The 22,984-nt window shown below is 65.3% G+C and carries 17 protein-coding genes; 9 read left to right on the top strand and 8 right to left on the bottom strand.

Features of this window, described 5'->3' with window-relative positions; genetic code table 11:
* Nucleotides 1–126: 126 nt before the first annotated feature.
* Nucleotides 127–1,407 carry a hypothetical protein gene (locus OK345_RS07730; protein ID WP_265127351.1) on the bottom strand — a complete coding sequence of 427 codons (1,281 nt, stop codon included), beginning with the start codon at nt 1,405–1,407 and terminating at the stop codon, nt 127–129.
* A 553-nt stretch (nt 1,408–1,960) separates the two neighbouring features.
* Nucleotides 1,961–5,080, bottom strand: coding sequence for a DEAD/DEAH box helicase (locus OK345_RS07725; protein ID WP_265127350.1), 3,120 nt, complete (start codon nt 5,078–5,080; stop codon nt 1,961–1,963).
* 166 nt (nt 5,081–5,246) lie between these two features.
* Between OK345_RS07725 and OK345_RS07720 the strand changes: the two genes are divergently transcribed.
* Entirely contained in the window at nt 5,247–5,870 is a 624-nt protein-coding gene (locus tag OK345_RS07720; RefSeq protein ID WP_265127348.1) for a tyrosine-type recombinase/integrase, read from the top strand.
* Between the two features lie 53 nt (nt 5,871–5,923).
* Here the strand turns inward: OK345_RS07720 and OK345_RS07715 are convergent, their stop codons facing one another.
* The 3 genes from OK345_RS07715 to OK345_RS07705 all read right to left on the bottom strand — a co-directional run bounded on the left by OK345_RS07715 (nt 5,924) and on the right by OK345_RS07705 (nt 8,715).
* The gene (locus OK345_RS07715) at nt 5,924–6,262 is read right to left on the bottom strand and encodes a cyclophilin-like fold protein (protein WP_261998244.1); all 339 of its coding nucleotides are present in this window, start codon (nt 6,260–6,262) and stop codon (nt 5,924–5,926) included.
* Between the two features lie 186 nt (nt 6,263–6,448).
* Complete coding sequence (locus OK345_RS07710; RefSeq protein ID WP_265127349.1) at nt 6,449–7,663, bottom strand: MFS transporter; 1,215 nt, start codon at nt 7,661–7,663, stop codon at nt 6,449–6,451.
* On the bottom strand, nt 7,660–8,715 hold the full coding sequence (locus OK345_RS07705; RefSeq protein WP_004146588.1) for an alpha/beta hydrolase: 1,056 nt from the start codon (nt 8,713–8,715) through the stop codon (nt 7,660–7,662). The genes OK345_RS07710 and OK345_RS07705 overlap by 4 nt, the downstream gene beginning before the upstream one ends.
* Nucleotides 8,716–8,850: 135 nt before the next feature.
* On the opposite strand from OK345_RS07705, the gene OK345_RS07700 reads away from it, so the two are divergent.
* Both OK345_RS07700 and OK345_RS07695 read left to right on the top strand, forming a co-directional pair.
* Nucleotides 8,851–9,738, top strand: coding sequence for a LysR family transcriptional regulator (locus OK345_RS07700; RefSeq protein ID WP_032969003.1), 888 nt, complete (start codon nt 8,851–8,853; stop codon nt 9,736–9,738).
* Nucleotides 9,739–9,813: 75 nt separating this feature from the next.
* Entirely contained in the window at nt 9,814–10,437 is a 624-nt protein-coding gene (locus tag OK345_RS07695) for a tyrosine-type recombinase/integrase (protein ID WP_265127348.1), read from the top strand.
* Nucleotides 10,438–10,522: 85 nt separating this feature from the next.
* Here the strand turns inward: OK345_RS07695 and OK345_RS07690 are convergent, their stop codons facing one another.
* Complete coding sequence (locus OK345_RS07690) at nt 10,523–11,413, bottom strand: LysR family transcriptional regulator (RefSeq protein ID WP_265127347.1); 891 nt, start codon at nt 11,411–11,413, stop codon at nt 10,523–10,525.
* Between the two features lie 108 nt (nt 11,414–11,521).
* Between OK345_RS07690 and OK345_RS07685 the strand changes: the two genes are divergently transcribed.
* The 3 genes from OK345_RS07685 to OK345_RS07675 are packed head-to-tail and all read left to right on the top strand — an operon-like array spanning nt 11,522 to nt 14,233.
* Nucleotides 11,522–12,571 carry an alpha/beta hydrolase gene (locus OK345_RS07685; protein ID WP_265127346.1) on the top strand — a complete coding sequence of 350 codons (1,050 nt, stop codon included), beginning with the start codon at nt 11,522–11,524 and terminating at the stop codon, nt 12,569–12,571.
* A 10-nt stretch (nt 12,572–12,581) separates the two neighbouring features.
* Nucleotides 12,582–13,469 (top strand): SDR family oxidoreductase, encoded by an 888-nt coding sequence (locus OK345_RS07680; RefSeq protein WP_265127345.1) that lies wholly within the window; start codon nt 12,582–12,584, stop codon nt 13,467–13,469.
* Nucleotides 13,466–14,233, top strand: coding sequence for an SDR family NAD(P)-dependent oxidoreductase (locus OK345_RS07675; protein WP_265127344.1), 768 nt, complete (start codon nt 13,466–13,468; stop codon nt 14,231–14,233). The genes OK345_RS07680 and OK345_RS07675 overlap by 4 nt, the downstream gene beginning before the upstream one ends.
* Before the next feature lie 209 nt (nt 14,234–14,442).
* Here the strand turns inward: OK345_RS07675 and OK345_RS07670 are convergent, their stop codons facing one another.
* Nucleotides 14,443–16,197, bottom strand: coding sequence for a carbohydrate-binding protein (locus OK345_RS07670; protein WP_265127343.1), 1,755 nt, complete (start codon nt 16,195–16,197; stop codon nt 14,443–14,445).
* A gap of 468 nt (nt 16,198–16,665) precedes the next feature.
* Nucleotides 16,666–16,896: a glutaredoxin family protein gene (locus tag OK345_RS07665; RefSeq protein WP_265127342.1), complete on the bottom strand. Its 231-nt coding sequence runs from the start codon at nt 16,894–16,896 to the stop codon at nt 16,666–16,668.
* 108 nt (nt 16,897–17,004) lie between these two features.
* Between OK345_RS07665 and OK345_RS07660 the strand changes: the two genes are divergently transcribed.
* The 3 genes from OK345_RS07660 (at nt 17,005) to OK345_RS07650 (ending at nt 22,795) form a co-directional block, all read left to right on the top strand.
* Entirely contained in the window at nt 17,005–18,387 is a 1,383-nt protein-coding gene (locus OK345_RS07660; RefSeq protein WP_265127341.1) for an L-serine ammonia-lyase, read from the top strand.
* 43 nt (nt 18,388–18,430) lie between these two features.
* Nucleotides 18,431–19,291: a hypothetical protein gene (locus OK345_RS07655; RefSeq protein WP_265127340.1), complete on the top strand. Its 861-nt coding sequence runs from the start codon at nt 18,431–18,433 to the stop codon at nt 19,289–19,291.
* Nucleotides 19,292–19,690: 399 nt separating this feature from the next.
* Nucleotides 19,691–22,795 carry a ligand-binding sensor domain-containing diguanylate cyclase gene (locus tag OK345_RS07650; protein WP_265127339.1) on the top strand — a complete coding sequence of 1,035 codons (3,105 nt, stop codon included), beginning with the start codon at nt 19,691–19,693 and terminating at the stop codon, nt 22,793–22,795.
* Nucleotides 22,796–22,984 lie beyond the last annotated feature (189 nt).

Here is a 22,984-nt window from a genome sequence, read left to right as displayed (position 1 = left end):
CTCGCCGGGTTCACCACCGTGGTATCCGGCATGCAACGGTCTGGATGGTGTGCGGCGCAGCCGTCGCCGCGCACCATGACCGTCAGGGACCTGGAACGGCCGCCTCCGGCCAGAAGCAGACATTCACTACCTGCTCGCATCTCGATCTTCGCGTTCAACCACCGATCTGTTTAGGACGGGTTCAAGCGTTGCACTGCGCATCACGCTCCCGATATTCGCTGCGTTCTGGCTCAACCCGTAGGCGACGGAGAGTCGGTCAAACCCCGAGTGCAGCTTGCCCACGATATCGGGCGGCCTAACCAGATCCGAGATCTGGAACCTGATGTCAAGACAACTCGGGGCTTCCCTAGCGATACGTTCAAACCGCTTCTGCAACGATGGGATGCGACTTCCCCCGCCGCACAGGAAGAGACGCACGTTTTCCTCCCGTCGGAATGCCGGGGACGTGGGGTACGCCGCCTTTGCCGCGATGGTGGCTAGGCTGAATACTTCTGCCACCGAACTTAGGTAGAGTGATCGTCGGCTGCCTACCTCGTTGGGCGAACAATCGAGCTTTATTCCGACCTCCTCGTCTGACAGAGAGGATTCGCTATCCGACCAGACGAGACGATTCTCCGCGCCTGATAAGGCAGCGATGAGGTAATGCGCCCCCAAACTGTCTACCTCAGAAGCGAAGATGGGCAGCATTGTCTCGCCGTCTTTCATGAACACGTTGAAGTAGGCGATGTCCAGCGTGCCCGCTCCGATGTCGATCAACGCATGCAGGTCTTCCCTGCGTTCGGACGATAGCAGGTAGGAATACAACTGGCATGCAAACTCAGGAAAGACGTCCACGGCGGGCCTGTCAACCTGGTCTGTCATCCGCAAGGCCTCAAGCGCCGCGCTTCGCGTCACCGGCGCTGGCATACAGGCCAGCACTCTCGCAGCCTGCGCGACCGTTTTGAACGTCTCCGTGGTGGCGTCGCTATCCCACGACTTTGTCGGCAAGCCGACATGCAGGCGCCACCTCAGGCCCTGCTCGACTTCACGGTTCGTCCGGCGCAGCCAACCATCCACATAGCGGAACGCTAAGGCGATGAAGATTACCGCGTCCGCCATGCGCCCATCGATGCTCGCTCCGTCGGAAGATAGAAGCTGGAGTTTGATACCTTCGCGGACGGACCAACCTACGGCCGGATGTGCGCCCAGCACGCAGCGTCCATCCGGCGCTTCGCTGAAGACCGAGGCCAGCAGATGGTGGTCTCCACCCTCGACCGCATCGGACCAGTCGACGGCGTAGTGGCGGCCGGACCAGCGCACCACAGCCTTGGTGAACGCGGTGCCGAAGTCCAGCCCGAGGATGGCAAGTCTGCCATCTTGGGCCTCGATTACCGGAGTCAGCCCGGCCACGCCACGCGGGCGTGACATGCCGGCGGCAATCCGAAGATTGCGCACATCAGCCGAGGCTTCGAGCAGGCGCTGCCCAAGCCCCCTCGCTGAGCTTGGAGGTGCAGTAATAGGAGGTGGCCTTCGCGACCCCGTCTCGACCTTTTGGGGCTTTCTCGTGGTGATTTCCTGCCAGACGCCCGACGTCCTAACCCCTAGCTGGTTGCCCATGGGCTTGGAAGGCCGATTCAGCTCGGAACGCGCGTAGGTAGGAGCAGCTGCTTCCTGATTCCGCGTATTCGAGCGGTGTTTCGCTCCCTTTCCTTCCCTAGTAAGTGAAGGAGCAGCAACTCTCCTTTTGATTCGAACTTGGACATCGGGAGCACCTTTCCTGCTAGTGGCTTCACCACCGCCGCGCTTCCAGTTTCGAAGCGCATTATCAACGTCTTCCGAGCGCCCGGATCTCGCGTCGCCGCCGTTCATGCCAGCGGTTGCCACCGGCTCTTTGGGCCTAGATGCCTTCCAGTGCGCCATGAAGTCCGCGGCGGAATCCCGCAGCGTCGGCTTCGACTTCCCTTTCCCCTTTTCCATCCGGTCAGCCCCTGATCCTGACGAATCCTGAAATCAATGCACTTCGCGTCACACTGGGTTGCTCTCGCTGATCCAGGCCGGCAACCGCCACATCATGCTTCTGGCGCAAGTCGCGGATCTGCCCCTCCGCCATCCGCCGATAGTTAGCGCGATGCGATTCTGCCACCCGCTGCATAGCCAGTTCGAGCTTGTCGATACGGCGCTCAAGATTGCGCGCTAGGCTTTCGCGCTGGATGCGGATGCGATCGGCGTTCTCGGCTTGGAAGACTCGCCTCGCTTCGCGGAACTGGCGCAGCAATGCTGCCTTCGTGCTCTCCAGCAGGTCGGCAGAAGCCTTCCTATCTGGCAGGCACGACCCTATGTCCACCCAGTCGCGAGTTTGTGCACGCAATGCGTTGATCAGGTCGAAGCCGCTTTCCCCACTGATAGGTTCGCCTCCGCGCACAGGAAGGAAGCATGCGCGGATGGTCTCCTCACGTCGCGCACCTTCGAACTGCCAGATCTCGGCCGCAAACGCGTAGTCACCCGATGAGATGTCCAGCCCGAGTTCCGCCAGTTCCACCTCGGCCGCCACCACCAAGTCGCGATGCTGGCCACGGCCCTCATGGTCGGCGATCATGCGCACCAGCGGGTGGTACTGGTTGATCAGCTCATACTTGGGCGGATGCTCGCCACGATTGACATGGTTGCGAATCACCACCTCGCAATCACCGCCGCTTTCCAGCTTCGAGCGCGGCAGTTGGTGGCGTTCCCGGAAGCGGATCAGCTTGGCGGTGGCGTCTGCGCCCAAGCGAATGCTGCCGGTGGCGCCACCGGGATCCATCCGCATGGCGTAGCCGGGTGCGTTCTCTTCGAGATACTCGCGGATATGCAGCTGCAAGTCCTGGTCGGTGATGCGCCGCTGGGTGTCGTGCGCATGCGAGACCTTGTTGCGCACGAACTCGCCCAGCCCAACGAAATCGGCCTCGTGCTCCTGGATCTCGGCCATATTGCGGCGGTTCTGCTCCATCACCGCGCGCGTCTGGTCGATGCGCCGCTCCTGCTGTTCGGGGGTCAGGTGGCCGCTGAGCAAGTCACGCGTCAACAGGCTGATGCCGTCCTGGAGCACGTCTTCCGTGCAGCCCAGTGCATCCTCGAACAGCTTCAGCTTCTCGAACAAGCGGGTCAGAATGCGATCGTCGATGGTGTCCTGGTACACCAGATTTGCGATCGAGATGGCCTGGGCCTGCTGGCCGATACGGTCGATGCGGCCGATGCGCTGCTCCACCCGCATCGGGTTCCAGGGCAGGTCGTAATTGACCAAGAAGCGCATGAACTGCAGGTCCACGCCCTCTGCCGCGACTTCCGATGCAAGCAATACCTTGTAGCGATCGGACTGGCGGAACTCGTCGATGCGGGCCTGCTTGTCGTCGCCACCCATCACGATCAGCGCCGGGATGCCCACCGCCTCCAGCCGCTCCTTCAGGTAACCGAGCGTGTCCCGGAAATAGCTGAAGACGATGACTTTCTCCCGTGGATAGTCGTAGGCATACTCCTTCAGCAGCGCCTCTAGCTGTTCGTATTTCGAGTCATGGGCGCGCAACGCCGTCAGGTCGACATGGCCCACCAGCGCACGGGCGACATGCCTGGACACCGATGTCAGGTCCCTAGGCTCGATGTCTTCACCGAAGGCGTCGTAAGCGAAAGCCTCAGCCTCTTCCTCGCACCATTCGCCAGCACGCCCCAGCCAACGCGATGCCGCCGCGAACATGCAGCTGGACATCTGCCGCTGCGGCGTGGCCAGCAGGAAGCCCTGTACTCCGCCATTGTGCAGGCCATAGGTGACCACCGCTTCGGTCACCCGCTGGTAGAAGTCCTGCTCGAGGGTAGTCATGGGCACCGGGAAATTTTGCACCAGTCGCTCCACCCGGTTCTCGAGAACTTCGCGCTTGCGCGAGCGGACAATCACCTGTCCCAGCAGGTTGACGCGCTCCAGGCGATGGTTCATCTCCACACGCTCTTCCGGCACCAGCACCTCGGCATCGTCACGCACGCCCAAGCTGTCCTTGAGCAGTTTCAGGCTTTCGCTGTTGCGGAACAGCCAGTGCAGTTCGGCCTCGTCCAGCGCTTCGCGCACCATGCCGATGCTGGCCTCCGGCCGCTTGAGCTGGTTGGCCAGACGCACGAGCGGCTGGTTGGCGCGGAGCACGTTCTCGAACTCGCCCTCGAAGCGGAACTGGTCAGGGTCCACCAGCGACACCAAGTTGAACAGGTCAGTGCTGCAGTTGTTGACTGGCGTGGCCGAGAGCAGAACGAAGTACTCCGCCACCGGCCGCAGCAGCTGGCCGAGAAAGGCCGAAGATGTCTGGTGATTACGCAGGTAGTGCGCTTCGTCGATCACCACCAGGTCGAACAAGGTCTGGCCCTGAGCGTCATTGAGGTGGCGGGCTAACCGCACGACCGTCGATGTGGTGTTCGCATCGTCATCGGTGGCGTCGGTCGGCGGCCGGATGCCCTGCAGGCTGCAGATGATGGCCGGCACCTTGGGTGCAGCCTCGCCCGCTTGCAGGTGCTGTAGCAGCTCGCGCGCATTCATTACCTGGGCGGTGGTGCCGAAACGGCGATACAGCTCCTGTTTCCACTTGTCGCACAGCACGGCCGGGCAAACCACCAACAAGCGGGTGGCATGGGTACGGAAGCGCAACTCGGTCCAGATCAGCCCAGCCTCAATGGTCTTGCCCAGGCCCACTTCATCAGCGATCAGCACCCCCTTTGACGGCGAGTCCAGCAATGCGAGCAGAGGCTTGAACTGGTGCGGCATGAACTGGGTATCGGTGGTGTCTAGGCTGTAGATCATCTCCGACAACTGGCCCGCCAGCTGGACCGAGGTCAAGCGCTTGCGCAGATGTGTCGCGCTGGCAAACTTGCCGGACAGCACCTGATCGCGGTCGTCGAGTTCGGTATCGGCAGGCTCCAGGTCCTCGGCCATCTCGAAGCGTGGCTGCTGGCCCGGAAAACGGATCTGCACCATCAAGCCGTCGCCGTCGTTACGCGTGCGGCCGGTAGATTCACCAACCAGGCCGGCGTCATGGCGTGACCGGACTCTGGTGCCTAGCTGCGATAGGCTGTTTTCGAAAGCGTCCACAGATACCTCAACTGGATTGATAGCTTAAATTAACATCCAATCTTGTCTCATCAGCCTAAAAAGCTGGTCTGTAGGGACCAATGCTGCGAATTTCCGCTTCGGGTCGCATCAAGCCTTCCTTCTTGGTGTAGGAGAAGCCTGACCAACCCTTCATCAGGAGTTGGGCATGGCAATTCTTCACACATCTCAGCACCACGAGCCCTGGAACAAGGGCAAGCTGATCGGGCAGAAGGCACCGCTCAAGCTGAAAGACATCTGGGCTATTCGCATTCGCCTTCAGCTCGGCCACAAGGTCCGTGACCTCGCCCTCTTCAACCTGGCGATCGATTCCAAGCTACGCGCCTGCGACTTGGTGAAGCTGCGGGTATCGGATGTTTCCCATAGCGGTCAAATGGCATCCCGCGCCATCGTGATGCAGCAGAAGACCGGCCGACCCGTCCAGTTCGAGATCACCCAATCGACTCGCGAGGCCGTGCAGGCTTGGATCACCCACGCTGAGCTCAAGCAGTCGGATTTTCTATTTAGAAGCCGTATTTCGGACTCGCCCCACCTGTCGACGAGGCAGTACGCCCGCATCGTCCATCGCTGGGTAGAAGATGCTGGCCTCGAGTCGGGTTCCTACGGCACGCACACGATGCGCAGGACCAAAGCTTCGTTGATCTACCGCCGGACGCGAAACCTCAGGGCGGTTCAGCTATTGCTTGGGCATACGAAGCTAGAGAGCACCGTGCGTTACCTAGGTATAGAGGTCGATGACGCCCTGGAGATCGCCGAGCAGATGGATGTCTGAAGCCATAAGGCTCGCTCCTCGACCGTAGAGGGTCGGGGAGCGGCCAGAAGCGGTCATTCTGAAAAGGCCACTCGACTACTACGATGGCCAAGCACCCGTCCTAGATCATGGGGATCGTTCACGTGTCCCAGCGGGGTATAGGAATAGGACGAACGGAAGGTCTCGTAGAAGAGGACCACGGTCTTCGAGCCATAGAGCATCAGATCGCCGTTCCGGATCGTGCCGGGATGGCTTGCATCGGTGGGCAATGCTTGCGGCAAGTCGACGTGTTTCTCGTTGCCGTTGAGCTCGGCCATCTCCAATGTCAAGGGGAGCCGGGCCGCGAATGCCCGCGCGGCATCGGTATCCGCCAACGTGATAGAGAAGCGATGTTCGCCGATGGTCATCCACATGCGGGCTCTCTCCTGTGTGGCAGGTACTTCGATGACCTCTTGAACATTCCCGACAGGTTCCTTTCGCTCACTGGCATTGCAGCCTCCCAGTATCAACAGGCCGAGCACCAGCAGGCTCGCTTGCCGCAACAGCCGCAATGTGGAACGAGCATCGTTAAACGCGAGGGGCCGCCTATTAACCATTGCTCAAGCGGCCCGTCCGGCCGACGCGCGCGACGTCAGCAACGTCAGGAAGGCACCGAGCAGAAGAGCCACTGCGCTCGCCACGAACGTGCTTCGGTAGCCGCTGCCGTCGAACAACATCCCGCCCACGGTGGAGCCCAATGCGATCGCCAACTGGATCACGGCGACCATCAGGCCGCCACCGGCTTCGGCATCCTCCTCCGGCATCGCATCCGCGATCCAGCTCCACCAGCCGACGGGTGCCGCAGTGGCCAGAAGTCCCCACAACGCGAAGAGAACTGCAACTGGCCACATCCAAGCACCCAAGGGGATCAACGCGAGCGCGATTGCCGCCATCAGAACAGGAATGACGATCAGGATGCGATACAGGCCCCCCTTGAGGAAGGTGCCAATCATCGCCGTACCGATGACGCCGGCGATCCCGATCGCGAGCAGGATCAGGGACAGCGTGGACACATCCACGCGAGTCACCGTTTCCAGGAAGGGCCGCACATACGTGAACAGCGTGAACTGCCCCATGAAGAACGCACCGCAGGCGGCCATCCCAAGCACCACGGTGCGACGCTTGAACAGACGGAATACATTGCCGGAGCCGTCGGCGCGCTCGGCGGCCATGGACGGCAAGCTGATCCACTGCCAGATGAAGGCGACGGCAGCCACCGGGATCAGGCAGAAGAAGGCGCCGCGCCAGCCGACCACCGAACCCAAGTGGCTGCCCAGCGGCGCCGCGATCACGGTCGCCAACGCGTTGCCGCCATTGAAGACTGCCAACGCGCGCGGCACCTGCGCGGTCGGCACCAGACGTATCGCGGTGGCGGCCGACATCGACCAGAAACCGCCGATCACCACGCCGATCAGTGCGCGTCCCGCCAGGTAGACGACATAGTTCGGCGCCAGCGCGACCACCGCACCGGACACGGCCATCAGTCCGGTCAGCGCCAGCAGCAGGGTTTTGCGGTTCATGCTGCCGGCCAGCGTGGAAATCGACAGGCTGGTGATCACTGCGAACGCGCCGGAGATGGCGATGCCATAGCCCGCCAGCCCTTCGCTGACGTGCAGGTCGGCGGCCATCGGCGTCAGCAGGCTCACGGGCATGAACTCCGACGCGATCAGCGCCAACACGCACAGCGTCATGGCGAGCACACCGCCCCAGTGGGCGGGGCGCGCCGTGGCCTCGTATTGGCCGGTGACTGCCGGAACGTCCATCAACGTGGTCATTGCGCGGCCAGGTTCTGCCGGAAGAAGGCCGTCAGCTTGTCAAACGGAATCACGTCCACGCGGTCGTACAGGTCCGTGTGGTTCGCGTCCGGGATGATCATCAGCTCCTTCGGCTGCGCCGCGGCCGCGTAGGCGGTATCGCTGAAGTAGCGAGAGTGGGCCTTTTCGCCATGGATGAATAGGATCGGGCGCGGCGCGATCTCGTTGATGTAAGTCAGCAGCGGCATGTTCATGAACGACAGCGGGTTGGTGACGGTCCACGAGCCGTTCGAATTGACGGACCGCGGATGGAAGCCGCGCGGCGTCTTGTAGTAGTCGTGGTAGTCCACCAGAAATTGCGCTTCGCCGCCTTTCAGCTCGTTCATGGCCGGACCATGCGCGGGAGCGCCTTTCTCCGCGTCCTGCCAACGCTGCCGGCTCAGCTGCTCCAGGGTTTGCGTGCGCTGCTCGAGGGTCACGCTGTCGTTGTAGCCCTTGGACATGACGCGCGTCATGTCGTACATGGTGCTGGTCGCGACGGCCTTGACGCGCTTGTCCACGGCGGCGGCATTGAGCGCCATGCCGCCCCAGCCGCAGATGCCGAGGATGCCGATGCGCTCGCGGTCGACGTTGGCTTGCAGTCCGAGGAAATCGATGGCGGCGCTGAAATCTTCGGTATTGATGTCGGGAGAGGCGACATTGCGCGGCTCACCGCCGCTTTCGCCGGTGTAGGACGGATCGAACGCCAGGGTGACGAAACCGCGTTCGGCCATCGTTTGCGCATACAGGCCGGACGACTGTTCCTTCACCGCGCCGAAGGGGCCACCCACCGCGATCGCCGCCAGCTTGCCGCTGGCGTTCTTCGGCTGGTACAGGTCGGCCGCCAGCGTGATGCCGTAGCGGTTCTTGAACGTTACCTTCCGGTGCTCGACCCGGTCGCTCTTTGGGAACACCTTGTCCCAGTCCTGGGTCAGCGCCATCGTCTTTCCTCCTGAGGTCGGGACGTCTTGGGCGCCGGCGGCAAGGGGTGACAAGGCCAACATCAGCGCGGCGGACAGTGCGAATGCTTTCATTTGAGTCTCCTGGCGGTGGTCGGAAGACCACCATTGCCCGGCCAGTCTGGCGCCGCGTCGCTTCAGCGACTAGGTACTGATTACTGAATGCATCCATTAGCTCTGCTAATTGATGTGTGTGGCACACTGGCTTCCATGGCCAGGAGCAACCTCAACGATTTGCTTGCCTTCGTCACCGTCGCGCGCGAGGGCAGCTTCACGCGTGCTGCCGCCCAATTGGGGGTCACCCAATCGGCCGTTAGCCAGGCGATCAGCGGCCTGGAGGCGCGGATGCAGATCCGCCTGCTTACCCGCACCACGCGCAGCGTGGCGCCAACGCCTGCCGGCGAGCGCCTGATGCGGGCGATTGGACATCGCTTCGACGAAATCGAGGCCGAGCTCGATGCCATTACCGAACTGCGCGAGAAACCCGCCGGGACGGTACGCATCACCTGCGGCGACCACGTGCTGCGCACCACGTTGCTGCCGAAGCTCGCGCCGCTGATGCATCAGTACCCCGACATCCACATCGAGTTCGATGTCTCCTATGGCTTACGGGACATCGTGGCGGATCGTTTCGATGCCGGCGTGCGGATGGGCGAGGAGATCGACAAGGACATGATCGCCGTGCCGATCGGGCCCAGGTTACGCATGGCGGCAGTCGCATCGCCCGCATACTGGGAAAAGCATCCTCCGCCGAAGACGCCACGGGACCTGGTCGCGCATCGCTGCATCAATATCCGGTTCCCGACGCATGGCGGGCTCTACGTGTGGGAGTTCGAGCGGGCTGGTCGGCAGCAGAACGTGCGCGTGGAAGGGCAAGTCATCTTCAACGCCAGCCACCACATCGTCGCGGCCGCGCTGGGTGGCTTGGGCATCGCCTACCTGCCCGAAGACGAGTTCGCGCCGCACCTCGAATCGGGCGAACTCGTACGGGTGCTTGCGCGGTGGTGCCCGCCATTCCCTGGATACCACCTGTATTACCCCAGTCGGAGGCAGCCATCACCTGCGTTCCGGTTGGTGGTCGATGCGCTGCGTGCCTGAGTCCGCTTTGGGTCGCATCACGCTTTCCTTCTGGGTGTAGGAGAAGCCTGACCAACCCTTCATCAGGAGTTGGGCATGGCAATTCTTCACACATCTCAGCACCACGAGCCCTGGAACAAGGGCAAGCTGATCGGGCAGAAGGCACCGCTCAAGCTGAAAGACATCTGGGCTATTCGCATTCGCCTTCAGCTCGGCCACAAGGTCCGTGACCTCGCCCTCTTCAACCTGGCGATCGATTCCAAGCTACGCGCCTGCGACTTGGTGAAGCTGCGGGTATCGGATGTTTCCCATAGCGGTCAAATGGCATCCCGCGCCATCGTGATGCAGCAGAAGACCGGCCGACCCGTCCAGTTCGAGATCACCCAATCGACTCGCGAGGCCGTGCAGGCTTGGATCACCCACGCTGAGCTCAAGCAGTCGGATTTTCTATTTAGAAGCCGTATTTCGGACTCGCCCCACCTGTCGACGAGGCAGTACGCCCGCATCGTCCATCGCTGGGTAGAAGATGCTGGCCTCGAGTCGGGTTCCTACGGCACGCACACGATGCGCAGGACCAAAGCTTCGTTGATCTACCGCCGGACGCGAAACCTCAGGGCGGTTCAGCTATTGCTTGGGCATACGAAGCTAGAGAGCACCGTGCGTTACCTAGGTATAGAGGTCGATGACGCTCTGGAGATCGCCGAGCAGATGGATGTCTGAAGCCATAAGGCTCGCTCCTCGACCGTAGAGGGTCGGGGAGCGGCCAGAAGCGGACACACGCACTGGCTACCGTCCGCCGTTATGGCTAACCCTTGTACCGGAGCGCTTCGACCAACAGCGCGAACGCCGCCGGCGGTTTGCGGTTCGGGTAGTACAGGTGGTAGCCCGACAGTCGGGGACACCAATCGTCGAGGACGCTGACGAGCCGGCCGTCGTCGAGGTGTTCACGTACCTGGTCGACCGGGAGATAGGCGAGGCCGAAGCCCGCAAGCGCGGCGTCGCGGATCAGGTCGATGGTGTTGAACACCAGCGGTCCCCGTACCCGCACATTCAACTCCCTGCCTTTTCTCTTGAAGGCCCATGGATACAGCACGCCCGAGGTGCGCAAGCGCAGGTTGATGCACGCGTGATCCACCAGCTTTTGCGGGGTTTTTGGCGGCGCATGCCGCGCGAAGTAGGACGGCGCGCCGACAACGGCCATCGGCATGTCCGGAGCGATGCGCACGGCGATCATGTCCTTGTCCACCTGCTCGCCCAAGCGAACACCGGCATCGAATCGCTCCGCAACGATGTCGACCAGCCCGTAGTCGAGCGAGAGCTCCACCGTGATGTCAGGGTAGTCCGGTAGGAGTTGCTGGAGGACCGGCCAGATCACCGTCTTCGCTGCGTGCTCGACCGACGAGATTCGGATCGTTCCCGCAGGCCGTTCCCGGACCGAACTGAGTTCCTCCAAGCTAGCGTCGAGTTCCCGCAGTGCGGGCACCAGCGTTCGCAACAAGCGTTCACCTGCCTCGGTCGGGGCCACGCTGCGGGTTGTCCGCGTGAGCAGGCGCAGTCCCAGCCTGCCTTCGACGCGGCGCACGATCTGGCTCAACGACGATTGCGAGATCCCCAGCTTGGCAGCCGCCTTTGTAAAGCTGCGTTCCTCTGCAACCACCACGAATGCGGTCAGGTCCGCCATCTCGTCGCGGTTCATTTATTTGTCTCCGTAATAGGTACATCCAGATATTAGTGTCTAGTAGGAATAATTGGACAGGCATATCTTGACTGGGCACTCCACGACATTCCCCATCGAGGTCACGACATGAACCTGCGAGCCCGCAACCCCATCTACTCCAACGCCGGGCGCCGCGCGTTCGTCCTGGGCACCTTGGCGTTGAGCGTCGCCCTGATGTTGCCCGCGACCTCCTTCGCAGCTGCCCCGGCCGTAGAGTCCCCACAAGCTGCGACGATGCAGACAGTCAGCTTCGACAACGGCGGCATCACCATGGCCGGCAACGTTTATTTCCCAGCGAGCTTCGACCCCAGTAAGCACCATGCTGCGGTCGTCGTCGTCCACCCGGGCGGTGGCGTCAAGGAACAGGTCGCCGGACTATACGCGCGCAAGCTGGCAGAGCAGGGCTTCGTCGCCTTGGCCTTCGACGCATCGCACCAGGGTGCGAGCGGTGGCCTGCCTCGGTATCTCGACGATCCGATGCAGCGGGTCAAGGACATCTACAGCGCAGTGGATTACCTGACGACACTGCCCGGAGTCGACGCAGGCCGTCTTGGCGCGCTTGGCATCTGTGCCGGCAGCGGCGCGGCTGTCAAGGCAGCTATGACCGAGCGACGCATCAAGGCTATCGGAACCGTCAGCGCCGTGGACGTGGGCGCGGCATCGCGACGTGGTTGGGACGGCAAGGCTGATCCGGCCCTGCAGTTCGCGACCTTGGACGCAGTGGCCAAACAGCGGTCCGCCGAAGCGGCGGGCGCCGCGCCGGTGTACGTCCCCTACGTGCCGGAGGTGGGCGACCGCACGGCTCCGCGCGACCTGCAGGAGGCGGCGGAGTACTACCTGACTCCTCGCGGCCAGCATGCCAACGCCCCGAACAAGATGCTGCTCACCAGCGCCGCCCATGCGATCTCGTTCGACGGGTTCGGCGGCGCCGATACCCTGCTCACCCAACCCCTGCTCATGATCGCCGGCAGCGAAGCCGGCTCGCTGTGGCAGAGCCAGGAGTTGGTCGCCAAGGCCGCAGGGGCCAAGGAACTGTTCGTAGTGGATGGCGCGACCCACATGACTTTGTACGACGGTCCTGCGCACGTGGGCCAAGCCGTCGCGAAGCTCTCCACCTTCTTCGCAGACAACCTTTGAGGAGAATCCAGTGACCGACAAACAAGTCTGGTTCATCACCGGCGCCGGCCGGGGTCTTGGCACCCACATCGCCAGGGCCGCCCTCACAGCGGGCCATGCGGTCGTCGCCACAGGTCGCGACCCGAGCAAAGTCGAAACTGCCATCGGCGCGCAGGCAGACCTGCTCAGCCTCCGACTCGACGTGACGCGCCCGCAGGAGGCGGACGCGGCCGTGGCTGCCGCAATCGCGCGTTTCGGCCACATCGACGTGCTGGTCAACAACGCCGGAAACTTCTACGCAGGATTTTTCGAAGAGCTCACCCAGCAGCAGATCCGCGACCAGCTCGAGACGCTGCTATTCGGTCCGATGAACGTCACACGTTCGGCTTTACCGCACATGCGCAAGCGTCGAGCTGGCTTGCTGATGACCGTGTCTTCAACGGCGGGCATCGTCGGTGGTGCGTTCTGCTCGGCCTATTCCGCCGCGAAGTTCGGCCTCGAAGGCTGGATCGAATCATTGGCTGTCGAGATCGAGCCGTTCGGAATCCGCTCGATGCTGGTCGAGCCAGGCTTCTTCCGCACCGACCTGCTTACGACCGGCTCCACCACGTACGCACCGCCGTCTATCCCGGACTATGCCGAGCGCACCCGCGAGACGGTCGCCGCTTGGAAGAGGATGGACGGCAAACAGGGCGGCGACCCGAAAAGGCTGGCGGAGGCGCTGGTCCATCTTGCCGGACTGGAGGAGCCGCCGATGCGCTTCGCAGCCGGTGCCGATGCCGTGCAGGTCTTCCAGGCGAAGGCATCCGCTCTGCTTGCCCAGTCGGATGCGCAGCTCTCTTTGTCTTCGTCTTTGGGCTTCGACGCGCCGAACGCACCGACCTTATCCACTACACAAGTTCTTGGAGAACGATCGTGACACCCAAGCTTTCCGGCACCGTGGCGCTTATCACAGGCGCGAGCAGTGGCATTGGCGAGGCGACCGCACGTCGCCTCGCACAGGAGGGAGCTGCGGTCGCAGTCCTCGCCCGTCGCAAGGAACGACTGGACAAGCTGGTGGCTGATATCCACCACCTTGCGGGCGGGACTGCATATGCCGTCCAAGCCGACATCACCAGGCGCGCGGAGGCAGAGGCGGCGGTCCAAGCGGTCGTCGACCACTTCGGTAGGCTCGATATCCTTGTCAACAATGCGGGGCTCATGTTGCTTGGTCCCATCGTGGGAGCGGACATAGGCGAGTGGGAGCGCATGCTGGCGATTAACGTTGGCGGCCTGCTTTACACGACCCGCGCCGCTTTGCCGCACTTGTTGAGTGCTGCTGCCAAGAGCGAGAGGCAAGTGGCGGACGTCGTCAACATCAGCTCTATTGCTGGGAGGCAGGCCTGGGCCAACTTCGGGGTCTATAACTTGACCAAGTTCGGCGTAAACGGCTTCACCGAATCGCTCCGGCAGGAAATCACGCAACGACACGTCCGCGTCGGAGTAGTCGAACCGGGTGCGGTCGACACCGAGTTGGGATCCCACAACAACGATCAGATCCGAACCGAGATGCTGGAGCCATTCAACGCGCAACACGAGCGCCTCGCACCGGATGACATCGCCGACGCGATCGCCTTCATGGTCACCCGACCCCGACGGGCGTCCATCGCCGAGCTCTGGGTGATGCCCACCGATCAGGCATAGCCGTCCGGCAGCTCAAGCGCTCGATATTGCCGCACCGCATTCCCACATGTCCGCTTTGGGTCGGAAACTGCACCCCCCTACCCCGACAACCATTCCCAATCCCCCCTACCCCGTCGCTATCCTCTTCCGCCAGGATGCGGCCGTTCCCCGCACGGCATCTGCACTGCACGGCGATCCCGGCCCGGGGACCGGGATCGCCATGAACCGCCTCACAGCCGGGTGAACTGTATCCAGTCGAGGTTGTAGCCGCCCGCCGGCGCGTAGATGGCGATCTGCTGCGGCCCCGCGTCCAGCGTCACCGTGTGCGAGATGCTCTGCCAGGTCTGCCAGCCGCCGGTCACCGGCACGTCGATGCCGCCGTATACCGGGCTGCCGCCGGCCTTCTCCAGCTGGATGCGGCCACCGTTCAAGCCGGCGACGCGGTATTCCACCTTGTAGCTGCCGGACGACGGCAGGTCGATGTTCCAGACCATCCAGTCGCCGGCATCGATCCAGCCGACATTCTGTCCGCCCTCCGACGACGGCTCGACATCGACGCCGCTCATCAAGGCGTAGTCCTCGGCCTCCACCCGCGTCGTCCAGCCATTGCCGCCACCGTTGCCGTTGCCGCCGGACTGGTAGTAGACATCGTCGATGGCGATGTCCACGTGCGAGGCCGGCGCGTCGGCCACCAGCATGAACATCTGTTTCACCGATTGCAGGTCCAGGTCGTGGAAGGCGCTGAAGGGAATGCTCACCTCGTGCCAGGCGCCATCGCGGACCAGGCCGTACTGCGGGCCGCCCTGCACGAAATCGACCCAGCTGTCGCCGAAGGAGGTGTTGATGCCGATCTTGAAGGTGGAAGGCGTGGTGGTCTTGAGCTGGAACTTGAGCGCACCGCCGGCATACGCGCCCATGTTGCGGTCGCTGGTCACGATGCCCATGCCGAACCAGTCGCCGGCGTTGGCAAGGAATGCCATTACTTCCGAGCCCTCGAACGGCGCTTCGGGGATCGGAGTCAGGTTGTTCCACAGGTAGAGCTCGCCGTCCTGGCCGAAATTCACCTGGCCCACCGTGTCCATCCGTTCGGTGAAGACGCCGAACTTTCCGGCCGGGACGGCGTGATCGGCGCCGACGTAGAGCTCGTCCCCGGGATTCTGGTACAGCCGGATGTAATCCACTTCCAGCCTGCCCGGCAATGGCGCGGTGACGCCCGCCGCCGAGCCCACGCCGGTGTAGGTCCCGCCCACGGCGAGGTTCAGCAGCAGGTAGTACTGCTGGTGGAACTCGTGCAGCGAGCCGCCCTCGATGTCGGAAATGGCGAACTCGAAATACTGCTGGCCGTCGATCGAGACGCGGATGAACTGCGGGTCCCAGGTCAACCGATAGACGTGAAAGGCGGTGTGCAGGTCGGACGGGCTGTCGTAGTCGTGGCCGTAGTCCGCCTGCGAGCCGTTGTAGTCCCAGTGCACCGCCGCGCCGATGCGGCGGTTGGCCATGCCGTCGGCGATCGCCGCCGCCGAGCCGGCCTCCATCAGGTCGATCTCGCCGCGGCCGGGCCAGACGCCGATCGTGCCCAGCATCCAGTACGCCGGCCACAGGCCGTTGCCGACCTCGGGCGTCCTGATCCTGGCCTCGAGCGTGCCGTACTTGAAGTGCATGCGCCCTTCGCTCTTCAGCCGGGCGGAAGTGAAGGCGCTGCCTTCGAAATTCTCGCGCCGGGCCTCGATCACCAGCACGCCGTTCTCGATCCGGGCGTTCTCCGGCCGGCTGGTGTAGTACTGCAGTTCGTTGTTGCCCCAGCCGCAGATGCCGATCTGGCAGCCGGTGCCGACGTCGTAGGTCCACTTGTTTCCGTCGATGCCGGGTCCGTCGAAATTGTCCTGCCATACCAGGGTCTGCGCATGCGCATCCGGCGTGACGGAAGATGCGGCCAGGCCGGCGAGAAAAACGAGAGAAACAACGGGAGCGCGTAACCAGTCCATTCTGGCCTCCTCGAGGTTCTTGCGTGGTTGTCGGATGGAATCGCCCCGATTACGGCGATCCGAGGGCGACCTTTCTGCAGCGATGGCAGCGCTGTCAAAAGATATTTCCCCGGGCATCGGAATCCTGGCGTCCCATCACAGAATTCCGTCCGCGCAGGGCACGATCCGCGCCGCCACGGCAGTGCGATGGTGCGGGACAACAAGCGATTCGCGCCTGTTTGCGCAGGCAGCGGGCGCCACGGCCGGGGATGCAGCCGCGGCGGCCAGCGCTCCGCGGTCCAGGGTCATTCGAACCGGATATCGCGCCCGCGCAACTCCAGCCAGGCCACCGCGGCAGGAAGACAGGACCAGACAGCTATCGACGCACCGGCCGGCGCCGGGTCTCCGCCGCGAAGCGCGGCTGCACCGGGGCGGGAATGGATCGGGTGGTCGGCCGGCCGGTCATGCACCGGCCCGGCGCAGGCAGGGTCAGCCTGCGGCCGCCAGCCACCGCTGCAGCCCGGCCGGATCGAACGGCCAGTCCAGTTCGCGTCCCGTGCCGTCGCTGAGCACCGGCACGCGGATACCATAGCGCGCTTCCAGCACCTCATCGTCGTCGATGAACACGCTTTCGAACTCCGGTGCGCGCGCCTGCGCCAGCGCCTCCAGCGCCAGGTCGCAGAGGTGGCAGTCGTCGCGCTGGTACAGGATCAGGTTCATGCAAGATGTGGCGTCGATGAATGATGTTGCGCTGCGGGCGGGGCCGGCAACGCGCCCGGCATAGAATAGCCACCCTTCACGCAGCCTCGCCACGGAAAGAAGAAACGCATGTCCGTCAGCACGTTCGACCTGTTCAAGATCGGCATCGGTCCGAGTTCCTCCCACACGGTGGGGCCGATGCGCGCGGCCGAGCGCTTCGTGCACCGCTGGCTGCTGGACCCGGGCCGGCTGCAGGACGTGGTACGGATCCGCGCCGAGGTGTTCGGCTCGCTGGCGCTGACCGGCCGCGGCCACGGCACCGACAAGGCGGTGCTGCTGGGGCTGGAAGGCCAACGCCCGAACCTGATCGACCCGGACATCATCCCCGCCGCGCTGGACCGCATCCGCTCGCGCAAGCGCATCAACCTGATGGGCCAGCGCGAGATCGCCTTCGACGAGAAGCGCGACCTGGCCATGAACAAGCGGCAGAAGCTGCCGTACCACACCAACGGCATGCGCTTCACCGCCTACGACGCCGACGACCAGGTCATCGCCACCCGCGACTACTACTCGGTGGGCGGCGGTTTCGTGGTCAACGAGGACGATGCCGCCGACGACCGCATCGTGCCCGACCAGACCCCGCTGCCGTATCCGTTCAGGAGCGGCGACGAGCTGCTGGCGCAGGCCGCGCGCAGCGGCCTGAGCATCGCCGCGCTGATGTTCGAGAACGAGAAGTGCTGGCGCAGCGAGGACGAGATCCGCGCGGGCCTGCGCGAGATCTGGGCGGCGATGCAGGCCTGCGTTGCGCGCGGCATCCGCGAGGAAGGCACCCTGCCCGGCGGCCTGCACGTCTCGCGGCGCGCGCCGACGCTGTACCGCGAACTGTCCGCGCGCCCGGAAGCGGCGATGCGCGATCCGCTGACGACGCTGGACTGGGTCAACCTGTACGCGCTGGCGGTGAACGAGGAGAACGCCGCCGGCGGGCGCGTGGTCACCGCCCCGACCAACGGCGCGGCCGGCATCATCCCCTCGGTGCTGCACTACTACGACCGTTTCTGCCCCGGCAGCAGCGAGCAGGGCGTGTTCGACTTCCTGCTCACCGCCGCGGCCATCGGCATCCTCTACAAGGAGAACGCCAGCATTTCCGGCGCCGAGGTCGGCTGCCAGGGCGAGGTCGGCGTGGCCTGCTCGATGGCCGCCGGCGGATTGATGGCCGCGCTGGGCGGCACCCCCGGGCAGATCGAGAACGCCGCCGAGATCGGCATGGAACACAACCTCGGCCTGACCTGCGACCCGATCGGCGGGCTGGTGCAGATCCCCTGCATCGAGCGCAACGCGATGGGCGCGGTCAAGGCGATCAACGCCGCGCGCATGGCCGTGCGCGGCGACGGCAAGCACAAGGTCAGCCTGGACAAGGTGATCAAGACCATGCGCGACACCGGCCGCGACATGCAGGACAAGTACAAGGAAACCAGCCGTGGCGGCCTGGCGGTGAACGTCATCGAGTGCTGAGCGCCGCGGCGATCCCGCCACGCGAACTCTTCCAGGGAAACGAATGCATTCCGAACAGGATCCGGGCAACCAACCGCCGTCCGTCCCGCGCGCCCTCCGCGCGCACGCCGCGCCGCGCAAGGGCGGCCTGAGCCTGACCAGGCTGGTGCTTGCGGCCGGCGCGTTGCTACTGCTGGCCTGGTTCATCGGCAACCGCAACAAACCGGCCGCCCTCGATGCCGAAGCGGCCGCGCCCGCGATCAAGGCCCCGGCTGCCGCCCCGCATCCCGCAGCCACCGTGGTGCGGGGCGAGAAATCCACCACCCTGCGGACCGTGAACGAGGCCCGCATGTCGGTGGACGCACTGGGCGAGGTGCTGCGGATCGAAGGCAACGTCGGCAGGAACTTCGCCAACAACCTGCGGGCGGCTCTGGACGCCAACCCGTCGCTGCGGCGCATCGACATCACCAGCGGCGGTGGATACGCCGGCCCCGGCCTGGAAGCGGCGCGGATGATCCGCAGGCGCAACCTCACCGTGCGCGTGCAATCCCACTGCGCAAGCATGTGCGTCGCGCTTTGGGCCGCCGCCGCGCAGCGGCAGATGGAGCCGGAGGCGCTGATCGGCCTGCACCAGTGGAACGCCCAGTGCGACGCACGCCCCTCGCCCGAACGCGAGGAATGCCACTACCAGGTGCAGTTCGCCACCGACCACGACTCAAGCTACCGGGCATGGCTGCGCGACGCCGGCTTCAACCAGCGCCTGCTCGACCTCCAGTCGGGGACCGCACCGGAGGACATCGCCGTGCTGTCCGCCCCCCAGCTCTGGGAGAACGGCGTGGATTTCAGCGTGGTCGACCGCGAGGGAAAGCACATGAGCCGGGCCGACGTGCAACGCCACCTTGCCGAGAGAATCCTGCGTCGCTGAAAGGTCGCGCCCGGGCGCGGGGTCGCCGGCAAGCGTCGCGAGGACTGGCCGGCCCGCATTCAAATCGACGCTGTCTCGGTCGCCATGCACTCACTGCTCGCCGTGATCCGATGTGATCCATCGCCTGGCCCACTGGATCGCCCCATTGGACGTACGCGACACCGGCCGCGACATGCAGGGCAAGTACAAGGAAACCAGCCGCGGCGGCCTGGCGATGAACGTCATCGAGTGCTGAGCGCGCCGCAGCGTCGGCCCCGTGGCGGGAACGCTGCCGGACCGATGCCCCGGTCCCTTCCGGCCGCTTGCTGAACACGCCCTCCGCAGCGTCCCCTTCCCCCTGGACTCAAGCCCGCCCCGGCACGGCCGATACCGATCAGGTACCCGTGTCCAGGTCAGGGAATGCCATACCGCCTTCTCCCGCTCCACCGGTGGCTGTGCTCATGCCTGCTGGGCTGCGCGCTGCTGTTGGCGGGCTGGAGCGGGCCGGCTGCCGCGCTGGACCCGCACAAGGCGTTCAACCACTACGTCCGCGAGCGCTGGAGCATCGAGCAGGGCCTGCCGCAGCTGAGCGTCTACGCGATCGCGCAGGACAGCGACGGCTACCTGTGGTTCGGCACCCAGGGTGGCCTGGCGCGCTTCGACGGCGTACGCATGACCGCCTACGGCGAAGCGCCGCCGGCGCGGCTGCCGGGACCGTGGATCCAGGCGCTGCTGGCCGGTCGCGACGGCGAGCTGTGGATCGGCACCTACAAGGGGCTGGCGCTGCACCGCAACGGCCGCTTCAGCAACCTTCCGGTGAAGGGCCATCCCGAGCTGCTGGACATCCAGGCGCTGGCATTGGACAGCGACGGCCAGGTGCTGGTGGCGGCGCAGGACGGGGTCTACCGCGAGCATGGCGGCGAACTGGTGCTGCACGCCACCGTCGCCGGCGGCGCGTTCGCGCTGCTGCCCGACGCTGCCGGGCTGCTGGTCGGCGGCACCGGTACGGTCTTGCGGCTCGATGCCGCCGGCACCGGCCGGCCGATGCCGCTGCCGGCGCACGAAAGCGCCGCCGAGGTCCGCCGGCTGGTACGCGCCCAGGGAACGCTCTGGGCCGGCACCAGCCGCGGCCTGTTCTGGCTGCAGGACGGCCAGTGGCGGCGCTACACCGCCTCGCCCGTCGCCACCGGCGCCCCGATCGACGCGCTCCATGCCGACAGCGGCGGCAATCTGTGGGTCAGCCAGGCCGACCACCTGCTGCGCATCGTCGACCGCCAGGTCGCCGAACACGTGGTCGAAGGCGAGCGCGGGCTGGGCGTGCGCACGCTGCTGGAGGACCGCGAACGCAACCTGTGGCTGGGCAGCCGCTACTTCGGCGTCACCCGCCTGTGGAACGGCTGGACACGCCGTTTCAGCCGCGCCGAGGGGCTGGCCGATCCGCTCGCCTGGACGGTGGCGCGCGACCCGGACAGCGGTGGCCTGTGGGTGGGTACGCAGGGCGGCGTGTTCCTGCTGCGCGATGGCCGCTACCGGCGCGTGCTCGGCGCCGCCGACCTGCCGCAGGAGGATGCCTACGCCCTGCTCGCCGAACCCGGGCGGCTGTGGGTCGGCACCCGTCGCGGGGCGCTGCTGTACGAGCACGGACGCGCGACCGCCCCGCCCTGGATGGCGCCGCTGGGCGGGCTCCAGATCAACGCCATCCTGCGCGACCGGCAGCAACGGCTGTGGTTCGCCACCAGCAACGGCGCGCACCGCTGGGATGGCCGGCACTGGCGCCACTACGGCATCGCCGAAGGCCTGCGCGACGCACGCGTGCGGCTGGTGATGCAGGCGCGCGACGGCCGCCTGCTGCTGGGCACCCAGGCCGGCCTGTATGCGCTGGACGAAGACCAACGGCTGGTGGCGCTGGACCAGGGCAACGCCCAGCTCGCCGCGGCCGACATCAGCGCCCTGCACGAACTGCCCGATGGCCAGCTGCTGGCCGGCACCCTCGGCGAGCAGCTGTGGCTGTTCGACCGCGACCGCTGGAGCGCCTTCGGCGAGGCCGAGGGACTGCCCACCAATGCACCGTTCTTCCTCACCGACGACCGCCATGGACAACTGTGGGTGGCCGGCATGCGCGGGGTCTACCGCACCTCGCTGTCCGGGCTGGTCGCCGCCGCACGCGCGCCCGGCAGGCGCCTGCACGGCGAACTGGTACTGAACGAACGCGGGATACGCCATGGCGGCATCCAGGGCCCCTGCTGCAACGGCGCCGGCAGCGCGCGCGGCGTGGTCGATGGCAACACCCTGTGGCTGCCGAGCCGCGACGGCGTGGTGGCGCTGGACACCGCCGACATCCTGCCCAACCCGGTCGTGCCGCTGCCGCGGGTGGAACGCGTGCGTGCGCAGGGCCATTGGCACGACACCGATGGCGACGGCGTGCTGTCGCTGCCGGCCGACGCGCGCGACCTGGACTTCGAGTTCACCGTGCCCTCGTTCCAGGCCCCGGAAAACGTCGACCTGCGCTACCGCCTGCTCGGCTACGACGCCGAGTGGCACGGCGTGGGCGACCCGCGCCGCCGCAGCGCCACCTATACCAATCTGCCGGCCGGCGACTACCTGTTCCAGGTCACCGGCTCCAACAACGCCGGCCACTGGGCCGAGGCTCCCGCGGCGCTGGCGTTCCGCATCGCCCCCCGCTTCCACGAGACCGCCTGGTTCCATGCGCTGCTGGTGCTTGCCGCCCTGGCCACGCTGGCCGCCGGCTGGCGCGTGATGCTGGCCTGGCACCGCCGCCAGCGCAACGTGCTCGAACGGCTGGTGCGCGAACGCACCGAGGCCCTGCAGGGCGCCAACCAGAAGCTGCAGGAAGCCAGCTTCACCGACGACCTCACCCAGCTGCGCAACCGCCGCTACCTGTCGATGCACATCCGTCGCGACATCGCCATGTACCGGCGCATGCCGCGCAATCTGGAACCGGACAGCCCGGGCATGCTGTTCGTGCTGATCGACGTCGACCGCTTCAAGGCGATCAACGACAGCGCCGGCCACCATGCCGGCGACGCCGTGCTGCAGCAGATGGCGCAGCTGCTGCAACGGCAGACGCGCGAGAGCGACTACGTGGTGCGCTGGGGCGGCGAGGAGTTCCTGCTGGTGCTGCGCGCCACTCCGCGCCACCAGCTCGCGGCCACCGCCGAGCGGCTGCGCAGGGCGATCGCCACGCATGCGTTCGACCTGGGCGGGGACCACGACGGGCACGTCACCTGCTCGCTGGGGCTGGCCGAATTCCCGATGATCGCCGACCCGGAAGGCAGGATCGGCTGGGAGCAGCTGCTGGTGCTGGCCGACCGCGCCCTGTACTGGGTCAAGCAGCACGGCCGCAACGGCTGGGCGGCGTACCGCCCGACCGCGACGGCGACTGTCGACGAGGTGCTGGACGCGCTGCACGGCCCCTCCGCCGAGATGACGCAATGCGGTTGCCTGCAGCTGTTGCATGCCGGCAACGCCGCGCCCACCGACAGCGTGCTGCCGGCGCCCGGTTGAGCGGGTACGTACAGCCAGCATCGCCCGCCGCCCCGATCCACACTCGCGCGGCATCGTGGCGGCAGCGACCCTCGCCGGGGAGGAGCGGCTCACAACCGCGACCCCATGCATCCACCACATCCCCGATGCCCGGTTCCACCGGTTGCCCGGATCCTCATGCCCCGCATCGTGTGGCGAAGGCCCCGGCTC

The sequence above is a fragment of the Xanthomonas chitinilytica genome (assembly GCF_026107455.2).
GTDB classification, from domain to species: Bacteria; Pseudomonadota; Gammaproteobacteria; order Xanthomonadales; family Xanthomonadaceae; genus Stenotrophomonas; species Stenotrophomonas chitinilytica.
Note: the sequence above shows the minus strand (reverse complement) of the source record. Positions and strands in the feature narration are given on the sequence as shown.